The organism is Tistrella mobilis (assembly GCF_039634785.1).
Taxonomy (GTDB): Bacteria; Pseudomonadota; Alphaproteobacteria; order Tistrellales; family Tistrellaceae; genus Tistrella; species Tistrella mobilis.
The window spans coordinates 163871-178620 of the sequence record NZ_JBBIAB010000011.1; the positions used below are offsets into that span (position 1 = coordinate 163871).

11 protein-coding genes are annotated in these 14750 nt (G+C 69.9%); 6 read left to right on the forward strand and 5 right to left on the reverse strand.

Translation table 11 applies throughout. The features are described 5' to 3' along the window. Positions 1–86 precede the first annotated feature (86 nt). The 6 genes from WI697_RS17140 to WI697_RS17165 all read left to right on the forward strand — a co-directional run bounded on the left by WI697_RS17140 (position 87) and on the right by WI697_RS17165 (position 8822). Positions 87–1148 carry an efflux RND transporter periplasmic adaptor subunit gene (locus WI697_RS17140; protein ID WP_345959287.1) on the forward strand — a complete coding sequence of 354 codons (1062 nt, stop codon included), beginning with the start codon at positions 87–89 and terminating at the stop codon, positions 1146–1148. Further along, a complete protein-coding gene (locus WI697_RS17145) occupies positions 1145–4297 on the forward strand; it encodes an efflux RND transporter permease subunit (protein ID WP_345959288.1) in 3153 nt (1050 codons plus the stop codon). Before WI697_RS17140 ends, WI697_RS17145 begins: the two co-directional genes overlap by 4 nt. Beyond that, positions 4284–5825: an efflux transporter outer membrane subunit gene (locus tag WI697_RS17150; RefSeq protein WP_345959289.1), complete on the forward strand. Its 1542-nt coding sequence runs from the start codon at positions 4284–4286 to the stop codon at positions 5823–5825. The genes WI697_RS17145 and WI697_RS17150 overlap by 14 nt, the downstream gene beginning before the upstream one ends. A 151-nt stretch (positions 5826–5976) precedes the next feature. After that, entirely contained in the window at positions 5977–6732 is a 756-nt protein-coding gene (locus tag WI697_RS17155; RefSeq protein ID WP_345959290.1) for an SDR family NAD(P)-dependent oxidoreductase, read from the forward strand. A gap of 6 nt (positions 6733–6738) precedes the next feature. After that, entirely contained in the window at positions 6739–8385 is a 1647-nt protein-coding gene (locus WI697_RS17160; protein ID WP_345959291.1) for a cryptochrome/photolyase family protein, read from the forward strand. Beyond that, positions 8382–8822 (forward strand): nuclear transport factor 2 family protein, encoded by a 441-nt coding sequence (locus tag WI697_RS17165; RefSeq protein ID WP_298652558.1) that lies wholly within the window; start codon positions 8382–8384, stop codon positions 8820–8822. Before WI697_RS17160 ends, WI697_RS17165 begins: the two co-directional genes overlap by 4 nt. A 34-nt stretch (positions 8823–8856) precedes the next feature. Here the strand turns inward: WI697_RS17165 and WI697_RS17170 are convergent, their stop codons facing one another. The 5 genes from WI697_RS17170 to WI697_RS17190 form a co-directional block, all read right to left on the reverse strand. Beyond that, a complete protein-coding gene (locus WI697_RS17170; protein ID WP_062767511.1) occupies positions 8857–9657 on the reverse strand; it encodes an SDR family NAD(P)-dependent oxidoreductase in 801 nt (266 codons plus the stop codon). Then, positions 9647–10897, reverse strand: coding sequence for a cyclopropane-fatty-acyl-phospholipid synthase family protein (locus WI697_RS17175; RefSeq protein ID WP_345959292.1), 1251 nt, complete (start codon positions 10895–10897; stop codon positions 9647–9649). The genes WI697_RS17170 and WI697_RS17175 overlap by 11 nt, the downstream gene beginning before the upstream one ends. Beyond that, complete coding sequence (locus WI697_RS17180; RefSeq protein WP_062767516.1) at positions 10894–11661, reverse strand: DUF1365 domain-containing protein; 768 nt, start codon at positions 11659–11661, stop codon at positions 10894–10896. Before WI697_RS17180 ends, WI697_RS17175 begins: the two co-directional genes overlap by 4 nt. A gap of 95 nt (positions 11662–11756) precedes the next feature. Next, on the reverse strand, positions 11757–13163 hold the full coding sequence (locus tag WI697_RS17185; protein ID WP_345959293.1) for an NAD(P)/FAD-dependent oxidoreductase: 1407 nt from the start codon (positions 13161–13163) through the stop codon (positions 11757–11759). Positions 13164–13168: 5 nt separating this feature from the next. Further along, positions 13169–14638, reverse strand: coding sequence for a cryptochrome/photolyase family protein (locus tag WI697_RS17190; protein WP_345959294.1), 1470 nt, complete (start codon positions 14636–14638; stop codon positions 13169–13171). Positions 14639–14750: the final 112 nt, after the last annotated feature.

The following is a 14750-nucleotide window of genomic DNA, read 5'->3' on the forward strand; positions in this document are numbered from 1 at the left end:
TCGTTCTGTCGACGATCGCCGCCCTTGCCCTTGCTGCGTGTGATGGGGCGGAATCCAATACGCCGGCGCAGCAGCAGGGCGGGCAGATGCCGCCGGCACAGGTGAGCGTCGTCGAGGCGACGCCGCGCAATCTGCCATTGTCCTATGAATATGCCGGCCGGGTGGCCGGTTCGAAGTCGGTCGAGGTTCGCGCGCGCGTCCAGGGCATTCTGCTGGAGCGGACCTATGTCGAGGGTGCGCGGGTGGAGGCGGGCGACCTGCTGTTCCGCATCGACCCCGATACCTACAAGGCGGCGGTCGCCGAAGCCGAAGCCTCGGTCGCCGAGGCCCGCGCCAATCTGGCCAAGGCCGACCGCGACTGGGCGCGCGGATCGAAGCTGTTCCAGCAGAACGCGATCAGCGCCTCGGAACGCGACCAGCTGCTGTCGGCCCGCGATCTGGCCCGCGCCTCTCTGGCCTCGGCCGAGGCCCGGCTCGACACCGCCAAGATCAATCTGGGCTATACCGAGGTGCGGGCGCCGATCGACGGCGTGACCAGCATCGAGGAAGTGTCGGAAGGCAGCCTGGTCGGCACCGGTTCGACCGACAGCCTGCTGACCACGATCACCCGGCTCGACCCGGTCTATATCAACTTCTCGGTCCCCGACAGCGAACGTCAGCGCCAGCTGCGGCTGATGGCCTCGACGCCCGCGACCGAGCAGAAGCTGGACGTGGCGGTGAAGGTCGAGGGGCGCGACGAGGTGGTGCGCGGCGAGGTGAACTTCGCCGACAGCACCATCGACCCGGCCACCGGCACCGTCCGGCTGCGCGCCGAGGTGGCGAACCCCGACGAGACCCTGATGCCCGGCCAGTTCGTGCGGGTGTCGCTGCAGGGCCTGACCCTGCCCAATGCCATCGCCGTGCCGCAGGAAGCCGTGCAGCAGGGCCCGAACGGCACCTTCGTCTATGTCGTGGAAGAGGGCGGCAAGGCCGGCGTGCGGCCGGTGGTGCTGGGCCCGACCGTCGGCAAGGAGTGGGTGGTGGAGCAGGGCCTGGCCGCGGGTGACGACGTCATCGTCGGCGGCACGATCAAGGTCCGGCCGGGCGCCCCGGTGCAGGTCGCCAAGGGCGGCGATGCCGCCCCGGCACGCCCGGAGGGTGGTGCATGATCTCGCGCTTCTTCATCGACCGGCCGGTCTTTGCGGCGGTCATCTCGATCGTGATCGTGCTGGCCGGTTTCATGGCCATGCGCGCTTTGCCGATCGAGCAGTATCCCGAAATCGTGCCGCCCCAGGTGGTGGTGAGCGCGAGCTATCCGGGTGCGAGCCCGGAGGTGCTGGCGGAATCGGTGGCATCGCCCATCGAGCAGGAGATCAACGGCGTCGAGGGCATGCTCTACATGACCTCCAACGCCTCGGCCTCGGGCTCTCTGGAGATCACCGTCACCTTCGAGATCGGCACCGATCCCGACCAGGCGACCATCAACATCAACAACCGCGTGCAGGCGGCCGAGCCGCTGCTGCCCGAGACGGTGCGCCAGCAGGGCGTCCGGGTGGACAAACGATCCTCCTCGATCCTGCAGGTTGTAACGATGTCGGCCCCGGTCGACCGCTACGACCCGATCTATGTCAGCAATTACGCCCTGCTGAACGTGATCGACGAGCTGAAGCGCGTGCCGGGCGTGGGTGATGCCTCGCTGTTCGGCGCCAAGGACTATTCGATGCGCATCTGGCTGAAGCCGGACGAGCTGGCCCGCTACGACATGACGCCGTCGGACGTGGCCAGCGCCATCGAAGAGCAGAACGACAATTTCGCGGCCGGCAAGTTCGGCCAGGAGCCGGATGCCGGCGGCCAGGCCTTCACCTATACCGTCCAGACCCCCGGCCGGCTGCCGGATGCCGAAGCCTTCGGCAACATCATCCTGCGCTCTGATTCCAACGGTGCCGTGCTGAGGCTGCGCGACGTGGCGCGGGTGGAGCTGGGGGCGAAGGACTATGCCTTCCAGTCCTATTACAACGGCCAGCCCTCGGTCGCGATCGGCATCTATCTGCAGCCGGGCGCCAATGCGCTGTCGACCGCCCAGGCGATCAGCACGCGGATGAGCGAGCTTTCGCAGCGCTTCCCCGAAGGCATCTCTTACGCGCTCCCCTATGACACGACCAAATTCGTCCAGGTGTCGATCGAGGAGGTGATCAAGACCTTCGCCGAGGCGATCGCGCTGGTGATCGTGGTGGTGTTCCTGTTCCTGCAGAGCTTCCGCGCGACGCTGATCCCGATCATCGCGGTGCCGGTGTCGCTGATCGGCACGTTCGCCGGCATGTATCTGCTGGGCTTCTCGATCAACCTGCTCACACTTTTCGGCATGGTGCTGGCCATCGGCATCGTCGTCGACGACGCCATCGTCGTGCTGGAGAATGTGGAGCGCGTGATGCGCGAAAAGGGCCTGCACCCGCGCGAAGCCGCCATCCAGGCGATGCAGGAAGTGTCGGGCGCGGTTATCGCGATCGTGCTGGTGCTGTGCGCGGTGTTCGTGCCCGTGGGCTTCCTGGGCGGCCTGACCGGCCAGATGTACAAGCAGTTCGCCATCACCATCGCGATGTCGGTGTTCATTTCCGGCATCGTGGCGCTGACCCTGTCGCCGGCGCTGTGCGCCCTGCTGCTGAAAGAGGGCGAGCACAAGCCCTGGGCCTTCTTCCGCTGGTTCAACCGCAATTTCGATCGCCTGACCCGCGGCTATGTCTATGGCGTGTCGGTGATCGTGAAGCGCGCCTTCCTGGCCATTCTGGTTCTGGCGGCGGTGGGCTTCGCGTCCTGGACGCTGTTCCAGCGCATCCCGGGCTCTCTGCTGCCGAACGAAGACCAGGGCTATATCATCGCCCAGACCTATCTGCCGCCGGCCGCCTCGCTGTCGCGGACCGAGGACAGTGCGCTGGGCCTGACCGAGAAGTTCATGCACCATCCGGCCGTGAACGAGGTGGTGACGCTGTCGGGCTTCGACCTTCTGTCCTCGGCCCAGAAGACCAACGCCGCCGCCTATTTCCTGCCGCTGAAGGACTGGAGCGAGCGTAACGACCCGTCGCTGGATGCCCGCAACCTGCCCGGCCCGATGATGGGTATCGGCATGAGCGACCCCAACTCGTTCACGCTGGCCTTCAACCCGCCGCCCATTCAGGGCATCAGCATGACCGGCGGCTTCGAGGCCTATGTCCAGGACCGCACCGGCGGCACCGTCGCCGACCTTCAGGCTGCCGTGCAGAGCCTGATCCAGGCGGCATCGCAGCGGCCGGAGCTGACCGGCCTGTCGACCACCTTCTCGGCCGCGGTGCCGCAGTACGACGTGGCCGTCGACCGCGAGAAGGCCAAGGCGCTGGGCGTGCCCATCGCCGATGTCTACACCACCATGCAGGCGACCTTCGGGTCGCTCTACGTCAACGACTTCACCCTGTTCGGCCGGACCTTCCAGGTGAATGTGCAGTCGGAAGGCGACTTCCGCCGCACGCCGGACGATATGCGCTATGTCTTCGTGCGGTCCAATTCGGGCGAGATGATCCCGCTCGACGTGCTGGTGACGGCGAAGCGCATCGTCGGCCCCGACATGCTGGAACGCTTCAACCTGTTCACCGGCGCCAAGATCATGGGCCAGCCCGCCCCGGGCTTCAGCTCGGGCCAGGCGCTCTCGATCATGGAGCAGGTGGCGGCGGAAACCCTGCCCGAGGGCTATACGCTGAGCTGGACCGGATCCGCCTATCAGGAAAAGGCGGCCGCCGGGTCGAGCATGCTGGCCTTCGGCTTCGGCATCGTGATGGTGGTGCTGATCCTGGCCGCCCAGTATGAACGCTGGACGATGCCGCTGGCGGTGGTGGCCGCCGTGCCCTTCGCGGTTCTGGGCGCGCTGCTCGCCATCTGGCTGCGCGGCATCGAGAACGACGTGTATTTCCAGATCGGTCTGGTTACCCTGATCGGCCTGTCGGCGAAGAACGCCATCCTGATCGTGGAGTTCGCCATGCAGCAGCGCCGGGCGGGGCGGAGCATCATCGATGCGGCGGACGAGGCGGCACGCCTGCGCTTCCGGCCGATCGTGATGACCTCTCTCGCCTTCATCCTGGGCGTCGTGCCGCTGGCGATCAGCTCCGGTGCCGGCTCTGCCAGCCGTCACTCGATCGGCACCGGCGTGATCGGCGGCATGCTGGCGGCCACCTTCATCGCGATGTTCTTCGTGCCGGCCTTCTATACACTGGCGGCGAAGCTGTCGCGGAAAGACCGCCACCAGGCCTCAGCCCCGACCGAAACTCCGGAGAGCGCCCATGTCCGTAGCTGACCCGAGCCTCGCGGCACCCGTGATCCGGGGCGATCTGCCCCGCCGCGCGGCCCGGCCCCTTGTCGCAGTGCTGGCTGCAGCCCTGATGTCCGCCTGTGCACTGGCCCCGGCCGGGGATCCCCCGGCCATCCAGACCGGCGCCAGCTGGGGCGAGCGCGGCCAGGCCGCTGCCGAGGCGCGCGCCGCGGAACTGCCTGCCGCCCGTGTCGACGGCACCTGGTGGCGCAATTTCGGCGATCCCGCCCTGACCCGCCTGGTGGAAGAGGCGCTGGTCGCCAATGACGACCTGCTGCTGGCGGTGGAGCGGGTGAACGAGGCCCGGGCCCTGGCCCGTGGTACCTCGGCCGACCGGCTGCCGTCGCTGGATGCCAATGGCAGTGCCCAGCGCAACCAGACGTCGAGTTTCGGCGGGTCGGGCGGTCAGCTGGCCAATACCTTCTCGGCCTCGGCGGCGCTGTCTTATGAGCTGGACCTCTGGGGCCGGCTCAGCAATGCCGACCGGGCTGAGCGTGCCCAGCTGCTGCAGACGGTGGCCAATCGCGATGCGGTGCGCCTGACCGTCGCGGCCGACACCGCCAACGCCTATCTGCAGCTTCGGGCGCTGGACCTGCAGCTTGAAATCGCCCGCCGCACGCTGTCGGCGCGCGAACAGACCCTGGAGCTGCAGCAGGCCCAGTACGAGGCCGGCACGATCGATGCGCTCGACCTGGCCCAGGCGCGGTCGGAGCGGGAATCGACCCGCGCCCGGATCCCGCAGCTGGAAGGCTCTCGCGATCAGGCGGCGAATGCGCTTGGCGTGCTGCTGGGTCGCACCCCGGCGGAACTGATCGGCAAGGATGTCGAGCGCGGCGTGGCGCTGGACGTTCTGCCGGATGCGCCGGTGCCGCCGCTGGGCCTGCCGTCGGAACTGCTGCTGCGCCGCCCCGACGTGGCGGTGGCCGAACAGCAGATCGCGGCCGCGGCCGCCAATGTCGGCGTCGCGCGGGCGGGCTATTTCCCGCAGATCAGCCTGACCGCCTCCGCCGGCCGGCAGAGTTCGGAACTGGCCGACTTCCTGTCGAATGGCGCCGGCATCTGGGGCCTGGCCCTGGCGCTGACCGGGCCGATCTTCGATTTCGGGCGCACCGATGCCCAGGTCGAGGCGGCGAAGTCGCGCTATGAGCAGACCGCGATCAGCTATCGCCAGACGGTGCGCACCGCCTTCCAGGACGTTCTGGATGCGCTGGCATCGCGCACGGCGGCCATGGGCCAGCTGGAGGCGCAGGACGCCCAGGTGGCCGAGCTGCAGAGGACGGTGGAACTGGCGCGGCTGCGCTATGACGCCGGCTATGCCGCCTATCTGGACGTGCTGGATGCCGAGCGCACCCTGCTCGACGTCGAGCTGTCGCGGGTGACCACCCGCCAGAACCTCTATGTCGCCTCGGTGAACCTGTACAAGGCGCTGGGCGGCGGCTGGGAAGGCCTGCCCCAGGGGGCGGCGGATCCCGGCCCGGTGCTGGCCGACCCCTATGGCGGGCTGAAGGACTGATCCGACGGACCGGTCATACCCTGACGCGTCCCCGACGGCCCGCATCGTAAGCTGCGGGCCGTCGGTCGTTTCCGGATGCGTCGACCCTTTCCGGAGGCGCCGCCAGATCTAGCTTGCCTGTCCGGAAGACGAGGTCTGCTGGAGCGGTTCGATGACGGATATCCTGGAAGGGGATGAGGCCCCGGTGCTGATCTATGGCGCCACGGGCGGTGTGGGATCGGCCCTGGCCCGCCTGCTGGCCGCCGAAGGGCGGGCGCTGATCCTGTCGGGTCGCGATGCCGACCGCCTGGCCCGGCTGGGCCGCGAGCTGGGGGCCCGGACGGTGCCGGCCGATGTGACCGAAGCCGGTGCGGCGGCCGGGGCGGCGAAGGCGGCGGCGGAGCTGGCCGGCGGCCGGCTGGGCGGGCTTGCCTATTGCGTGGGCTCGATTGCGCTGAAGCCCGTGCACCGGGCGAGCGCCGGCGATTTCATCGAGGCCTTCCAGCTGAATGTCGTGGGCGCCGCCGAGGCGGTGTCGGGCGCCCTGCCGGCACTGAAGGCCGCCGGCGGGTCGGTGGTGCTGGTGTCGACGGTGGCGGTGGCGCACGGCTTTCCCAATCATGCGGTGATCGCGGCCGCCAAGGGCGGCGTGGAAGGGCTGACCCGCTCTCTTGCGGCCGAGCTGGCGCCGAAGGTGCGGGTGAATGCCGTGGCGCCGAGCCTGATCCTGAGCCGCATGTCCGAGGCGATCACCCGCAACGAGACCATGGCCGAGGCGCTGGCCGGCCTGCACCCCATGCGCCGGCTGGGCGAGCCCGAAGATGTGGCGGCGATGATGGCCCTGCTGCTGTCGGCCCGCGCCGGCTGGATCACCGGCCAGGTGATCGCGGTGGATGGCGGGCGCGGCGCCCTGCATGTGAAGAGCTGACCGCGCATGGCCCGGACGCTGCGCCTGGTGCTGGGTGACCAGCTGAGCCGGGGGCTGACCGCGCTCGACGGCGCGCAGCCCGGCGAGGCGGATGTGATCCTGATGGCCGAGGTCGCCGAAGAGGCGACCCATGTGCCGTCCAGCCGGGTGCGGATCGCGCTCTTCCTGTCGGCCATGCGCCATTTCGCCGCTGATCTCGTGGCCGGTGGGCCAATGGGCGGTGGGCCAATGGGCGGTGGGCTGACGGTCGACTATGTGGCGCTGGATGATGCCGGCAATAGCGGCAGCCTGGCGGGGGAGCTGACACGCGCCATCGCCCGGCACGGCGCCCGGCGGGTGGTGATGACCGAAGCCGGCGACTGGCGGGTGGAACAGGCGCTGATCCGGGCGGCCGCGGCCGCGGGCGTGGATCTGGACATCCGCCCGGACACCCGTTTCCTGTGCAGCCGGAATGATTTCCGCGACTGGGCGCGCGGGCGCCGCCAGCTGCGGATGGAGCATTTCTACCGGATGATGCGCCGCCGGACCGGGCTGCTGATGGCCGATGACGGCGACAGCCCGGCGGGCGGGCGGTGGAATTTCGATGCCGAGAACCGCAAGCCCTTCGATGCGAAGGCGGCGGGCGGGCGGCCGCCGGCACCGGCGGGCTTTCCGCCCGATGAGGTCACCCGTGCGGTGATCCGGCTGGTCGATGCGCGGTTCGGGACCCATGTCGGCGACACCGCCGGTTTCGACTGGCCGGTGACCAGGGCCCAGGCGCTGACGGCGCTGGAAGATTTCATCACCCGGCGGCTGGAGCGGTTCGGCGACTATCAGGATGCGATGGCGGCGGGGGAGGAGGTGCTGTTTCATGCCCGGATCTCACCCGCGCTCAATCTGGGCCTGCTGGAACCGCTGGAGGTCTGCCGGCGGGCCGAGGCGGCATGGGCCGAGGGGCGGGCGCCGCTCGCCGCGGTCGAGGGCTTCATCCGCCAGATCCTGGGCTGGCGGGAATATGTCCGCGGGATCTATTGGCTGGAGATGCCGGGCTATGCCGCGACCAATGCGCTGGATGCCCGCCGCCCCTTGCCCTGGATGTACTGGTCGGGCGAGACCGACATGGCCTGCATGGCGGCGGCCCTGGGCCAGACGCTCCGCACCGGCTATGCCCATCACATCCAGCGGCTGATGGTGACGGGCAATTTCGCGCTGCTGACCGGCGCCCGGCCGGAGGAGGTCGCCGCCTGGTATCTGGCGGTCTATGCCGATGCGGTGGACTGGGTGGAACTGCCCAATGTGCAGGGCATGGCGCTTCATGCCGATGGCGGGCGGATGGCGAGCAAGCCCTATGCGGCCGGGGCCGGCTATATCTCGCGCATGTCGGATCATTGCCGCGGCTGCCGCTATGATCCCAAGCGGCCGACCGGCGATGGCGCCTGCCCGTTCAATGCGCTCTACTGGGATTTCCTGATCCGCAACCGCCGGCGGCTGGGCGGCAATCCGCGGCTGGCGCTGGCCTATCGCTCCCTGGACCGGATGGCCCCGGCGCGGGTGGCGGCGCTGGGACGCCAGGCTGCGGATTTCCTGACCCATCTGGACCGGCACGGCAGCGACCGGGGCTTCGGCCGGCCGACGGACGGCCCGAGGGACGCCACGGGGGATCTTTTCGCATGACCGACCGGATGCATGCCGGGCTGGACGCCTGGTGCAGCTTTTTCGAGAGCCTGTCGCCCGAAAGCCTGGACCGGATCGGGGATCTGGCGGTGGCGGAGCTGCGCTTTGCCGACCCGTTCAACGACGTGACCGGGCGCGACCGGGTGAAGGCGCTGCTGGCCCATATGTTCGAGACGCTGGAGGCGCCGCGCTTCCGCGTGACGGCCCGCGCCTCAGACGGCGCCACGGGCCTTATCCGCTGGCGGTTCACCGCCCGGCGCAAGGGCCGAACCCAGCCCTTCACGCTGGAGGGCATGAGCGAGGTGACGCTGGCGGAAGACGGCCGGGTGCTGGCCCATATCGACCATTGGGACCCGGCGGCACAGCTTTACGAGCGGGTGCCGGTACTGGGGGCGGTGCTGCGGATGATCCGGCGCCGGCTGGCGGCGCCGGTCTGAGCGGCGCTTCGCCGGCCCATCATCCCTTCACCAGTCAACCCTTTACGAGGCCGGCCGAGAGCGCCAGCCACCAGCGGCTGGGCAGGATCCGGGCGGCCGCCAGCAGGCCGGTGAAGCGCTTCGGGAACCGGATGTGGAAACGGCGCGAGGCCAGCCCGTCGCGCATCGCCCGCGCGGCGGCCTCGGGCTCGATCATGTCCGGCATGCGGAAATCGTTCATGCTGGTCAGCCGGGTGCGGACGAAGCCGGGATTGACCACCCGGACATCGATGCCGCGCGGCGCCAGTTCCACCGCCAGGGTTTCGGCCAGATTGTAGAGCCCGGCCTTGGAGGCGCCATAGCCGATCGCCCGCGGCAGGCCGCGATAGGCCGAAGCGCTGGCGGTGAGGGCAAGCTGCGGTGCGTTGCCGCGTTCAAGCAGGGGCAGGGCCGCGGCGGTGACCCTGAGACCGCCGGTCAGGTTGACCTCGATCATCTTCGCGGCCTTTTCGACATCGAATGTGTCGATGCCCATCGGCCAGTAGACGCCGGCGGTGTAGATCACATGGTCGACGGCGCCCCAGGCGGCCTCCAGACGGGCGGCGGCGGCGGTGAGGGCCGCCTGATCGGTGGCATCGACGGGGAGCGCCAGGGCTTCGGGGCCGAGATCGCGGGCCAGCGCGTCCAGCTCGTCGGCGCGGCGGGCGCTGACCGCAAGCCGGGCGCCGTCGGCGGCGAGCAGGCGGGCCAGTTCGCGGCCGATGCCGTCGCTGGCGCCGATCAGCCAGACCCTGCGGCCCCGCCAGCTTTCCAGCCGGCGGAGCAGGGGGGCGGTGCGTCGTCGGTCATCGGCCATGGGCCATCTCCACCTGAACCACATCGATGCGGCCGGTTTCGAACCCGGCGGCGCAATAGGCGAGGTAGTACCGCCAGAGCCGGATGAACCGGGTGTCGAACCCGGCGGCGAGCACGCGGGCGCGGGCGGCGTCGAACCGGGCGAGCCAGGCGACCAGGGTGCGGGCATAGTCGCGCCCGAAGGCGAATTCATCGGTGACGGTCAGCCCGACCGCGGCGGCCTGGGCGCGGATGACCGTGCGGGTCGGCAGCATGCCGCCGGGGAAGACGTAGCGCTGGATGAAATCCGCACCGCGCCGGTAGCGCTGGTAGTGCCGCTCGTCGATGGTGATCGCCTGGACCAGGGCCCGGCCGCCCGGCGCCAGGCGGTCGGCGAGGGTGCGGAAATAGGTCGGCCACCAGCGCTCGCCCACCGCCTCGATCATCTCGATCGACACGATATGGTCGTAGCGGCCCTGAAGGTCGCGATAGTCGCGGAATTCCAGATGCGCCCGATCGGCCCAGCCGCCGTCGCGGGCACGGGCGCGGGCATGGTCCAGCTGGGCGCGGCTGATGGTGATGCCGTGGACGTGGTGGCCGCGGGCGGTGGCGCGTTCGGCAAAGCCGCCCCAGCCGCAGCCGATCTCCAGCACCCGGCCCGGCGCGCCGCGCGGCCCGTCCGCCAGGGCGATCCGGTCGAGCAGGCGGTCGTATTTGGCGGCCTGGGCGGCCGCCAGATCGCCGGTTCCGTCCGGTCCGTAGATGCCCGAGGAATAGGTCATGCTGTCGTCGAGCCAGAGGGCGTAGAAGCTGTTGCCCAGGTCGTAATGGGCGTGGATGTTGCGCTTCGACCCGCGCCGGCTGTTGCGGCGGAACAGGGCATGGGCCATCCAGCCCAGAAGACGCGCGGTGCGCCCGCCCGAAAAGCCGCGGGCGATCGCCTCTTCATTGCGGGCGAGCAGGGTGAGCAGGGCGACCAGATCGTCGGTATCGACCGCGCCGTCCATATAGGCCTCGGCAAAGCCGACCGCGCCGCGCTTCAGGCAGCGGCGGACCACCGACCAGTCGGTGAGGCGCAGCACCGCATGTTCGCCCGGCGTGGCGCCCCGGGCGGTGACCTTGTGCCCGTCGGGCAGGATGACCGTCAGCTCGCCCACGGCCCAGCGCCCCAGGATGCCGCTGAAGAAGCCCGGCAGATCCAGGCCGGCAAGGCCGGCCGGGCCTGCGAAACCGCTTCCCGGGGACAGGCTGTCCGTGCTCATCGGGTCGTCTCCTCCATCGGTGGGGCCGGGCGGCGGTGAAACCTAGTGCCGCGCAGCCAGAGCCTGAGCGCCTGCCAGTGGATCCGCGCCACCACCTGGAGCGTCATCACCGGCATCGACGCCAGCAGCCGGGCGGCATTGGCGAGATCCAGCGGTCGGCGCGTCAGGGTGACGGCGGTGAGCAGCAGCGGGCCGGCCGCGTCATGATAATCGATCGCCGCCGAGATCACCCCGTCTTCCACCCGGAAGCGGAAGAGGTAATGGCCGTCGACGGCACAGAACGGCGAGACGTGGAACACCTTGCGGGCCTGGATCCGGTCATGCGCCTGGATCGGCCGGCCGTCGTCATGGGCCACGAGGTAATTGTGCCGGTCGCCGAAGGTGTTGTTGACCTCGGCCAGCACCGCCCGTAAACGGCCGTCGTCATCGCGCACGAACCAGAAGCTGACCGGGTTGAACACATGCCCGAAGACCCGGGGATGGGTCATCAGCAGCACGTTGCCGGTGCCCAGATCGCCAAGGCCGAAACGGTCCAGAATGTCCTGAAGCCAGGGCCGCCAGGGGCTGCCGTCGCGGGGGCCGTGATCGCGGGTGAGCAGGGCGAGCGGGCGCAGACGGTCCACCCCGAACAGGGCGTTGCCGGCCCGGTCGATCCGGTCCAGGGGCAGGGCGACGTAAAAGGCCGGATAGACGAAGGCATTCTCCCGCGGCCGCAGCCGCCGGTGCATCACCTTCGCAGATCCGAGCCCGCCTTCGATCCTCATGCGGCCTCCGGTGGCTGCAGCGAATGAACCGTCACGGGTTCAGGATGGGGGCAATGCGCGGACAAATCCAGACGTGGCGTCGTCGGGAGTGCCGCCTATTCCGCAGCCAGGGCCCAGCTGCGGCTGCGGGCCTCGATCCGCGCGGGCAGGGCGGTCAGGGCCGGCAGGCGGCGCAGGGTCGCCTCGCCCAGCAGCTCCCGCCAGGGCAGATCGGCGCCGGCCATCACCGCCGCCGCCAGGCCGCTGGCGCAGGCATCCTCGTGGAAGCCGAAGCCGAAATGCGCCCCGGCGAACCAGACACCGCCAGCACCCTGAAGACCTGCCAGGGCCGGCTGGGCGGCGATGGCGGCGGCATCGAAGACCGGATGGGCATAGGTGATGTCGGCGATGATGTCGTGCGGCTCAACCGGCGGGTTGAGCGTGACGAAGATGTCGGTGTCGGTCGCAAGCGGCTGCAACCGGTTCATCCAGTAGCTGACCGCCAGCTGTTCGGCGCCGCTGCCGTCGGTATGGCCCAGATAGTTCCAGGACGCCCAGGCCCGCCGGCGGCGGGGCATCAGCCGGGGGTCGCGGTGCAGCACCGCCCGGTTGGGCTGGTAGCCGAAGGCCCCCAGAACCCGACGCTCGGCGGCATCGGGCCGGTCGAGCAGGGCCAGTGCCTCGTCGGCATGGGTGGCGAGGATGACGGCCGAGAAGGTCTCGGCCATGCGGCCGCGGCATTTCACCATCGGCCCGGCCGGGCTGCGGATCACCGCCTCCACCCCCGCCGAGGTTTCGAGCGTGATCAGCGGATGGGCCAGGACCCGATCGGCATAGCTGCGCGTGCCGCCGGCCACCGTGCGCCAGACCGGCCGGCCGCGATAGTCGAGCAGGGCATGGTTGCGGAAGAAGCGCACGAAGCTTTCGGCGGGAAAGTCCAGCAGGGTCGCGATCGGCGCCGACCAGATCGCCGCCCCCATCGGCAGCAGATAGCGGCGGGCGAAATCGGTCGAGAAGCCGTTGCGGTCGAGGAACCGCCCCAGGCTTTCGGTGCCGTCGACGGCGAGCGCCGGGGCCTGGCGGTTGAAGCGGTGCATGTCGCGCAGCATCCGCCAATGGCCCATGTCGATCAGGTTGCGGCGGGCGGCGAACAGCCCGCCGGCACTGCCGCGATATTCATAGGCGCCCCCCGCCAGGCTGACCGAAAACGACATGTCGCTGGCGGCGGTTTCGGTGTCGAGCGCCCCGAACAGCCGGACCAGATTGGGGTAGTTGCGCTCGTTATAGACGATGAAGCCGGTATCGACCGGCACCGGATGCGGGCTGCCCAGCGCCGGGCCGGCATCGATGGTGTTGATGTGGCCGCCGGCACGGGGCTCGCGCTCCATCAGCGTCACCGGCCGGCCGGACCGGGCCAGTGCCCAGGCGGCGGCCAGCCCGGCCCCGCCGGCGCCGATCACCGCCACCGGCCGAAGGCGTTCGGCGGTCCCGCCCGCCTGCTCGATCTCGTTCAGACCGTACATCCGGCTCACTCCTTGCGGGTCCGCGCATATCCCGCAAGCGCACGCTCGCGGGCCTGATCGTGATCGACGATCGGGGCGGGATAGGTCTGGCCGGGCCTGATGCCGGCGGTGGCGAGGACGGAGGCGGGGGCCGTCCAGGGTTTGTGCAGATAGCGGTCGGGCAGTTTTGCAAGCTCGGGCACCCAGCGGCGGACATAGGCGCCGTCGCCGTCGAACCGCTCGCCCTGCAGCACCGGGTTGAAGATCCGGAAATAGGGGGCGGCATCGGCGCCGGTGCCGGCCGACCATTGCCAGCTGGCGGTGTTGCTGGCCGGATCGGCATCGACCAGCGTGTCCCAGAACCAGGCCTCGCCCGGCTTCCACCAGATCATCAGATGCTTGACCAGGAAGGAGGCGACCACCATCCGCACCCGGTTGTGCATCCAGCCGGTGTGCCAGAGCTGGCGCATGCCGGCATCGACGATCGGATAACCGGTCCGGCCGCGCTGCCAGGCATCGAGTGCCGCGGCATCCTCTCGCCAGGGAAAGCCGGTCAGCGTCTCTTTAAGGTCGCGTGCCGGCAGATGCGGGAAATGATGCAGCAGGTGATAGCTGAATTCGCGCCAGCCCAGCTCGGTGAGGAAGGTGTCGGCCGAGGCCCGCGCCGGCCCTTCCAGCCCCTGGGCTTCGATCGCATGGTGGACGGCATGCCAGACCGTGCGCGGGCCGATCTCGCCGAAGCGCAGATGCGGCGACAGCCGCGAGGTCGTCTCCCCCGCCGGCCGGTCGCGATCGGGCTTGTAGCCGGTGAGGGCGCGGTTCAGGAAGCCGGCCAGACGGTCGCGGGCGCCGGCGGATCCGGGCGTCCAGCTGGCGGCGATGCCGCCCGCCCAGTCGATCCGCGGCAGCAGGTTCAGAGAGACGAGCGGCACGCCTTCCGGCGCGTCTTCGACCAGGTCCAGCCGGTCGGGTGCGGCCAGCGGCGGCGGGATCTCCCCCTTGTCGCGGGCGGCGCGCCAGAACGGGGTGAAGACCTGATAGGGGCCGCCGGTTTTCGTCTCGATCGTCCAGGGCTCGTGGAGCAGCAGGGCGTTGTGGCCGGCCATGTGGATGCCGTCGGCCTTGAGGCGTTCGGCGATGGCCCGGTCGCGGGCGGCGCCTTCGGGATCATAGACCCGGTTGACCAGCACGGCCCCGGCCCCGATCCGGCGGGCGAGCGCCGGGATCTCGCGCGCGGCCGGCCCCTTCAGCAGCAGCAGCCGGCCGCCGATCGCCCGCAGATCGTCGTCGAGCGCCAGGAGCGATTGATGCAGCCACCAGCGCGCCGCACCGCCGAGCGGCCGCGGCGCCGGCACGTCGTCATGGGCGGGATCGTCGTCTTCATGGACATAGACGCAGACCAGCCGGCTGCCGCTCCGGGATGCGCGATGAAGCGCCGGGTTGTCGGCGATGCGCAGATCCTGGCGGAACCAGACGATCAGGGGACGGTCGGTCATCGGACCTCGGCGGGGCAGGGACGTGACGGGCATGCCGGCATGTCCGGCAGGGTTCACGTCACTATACGGCCCGGCTCCGGTGGCGGATCACCCATTCAGCGACAGGGTGCCC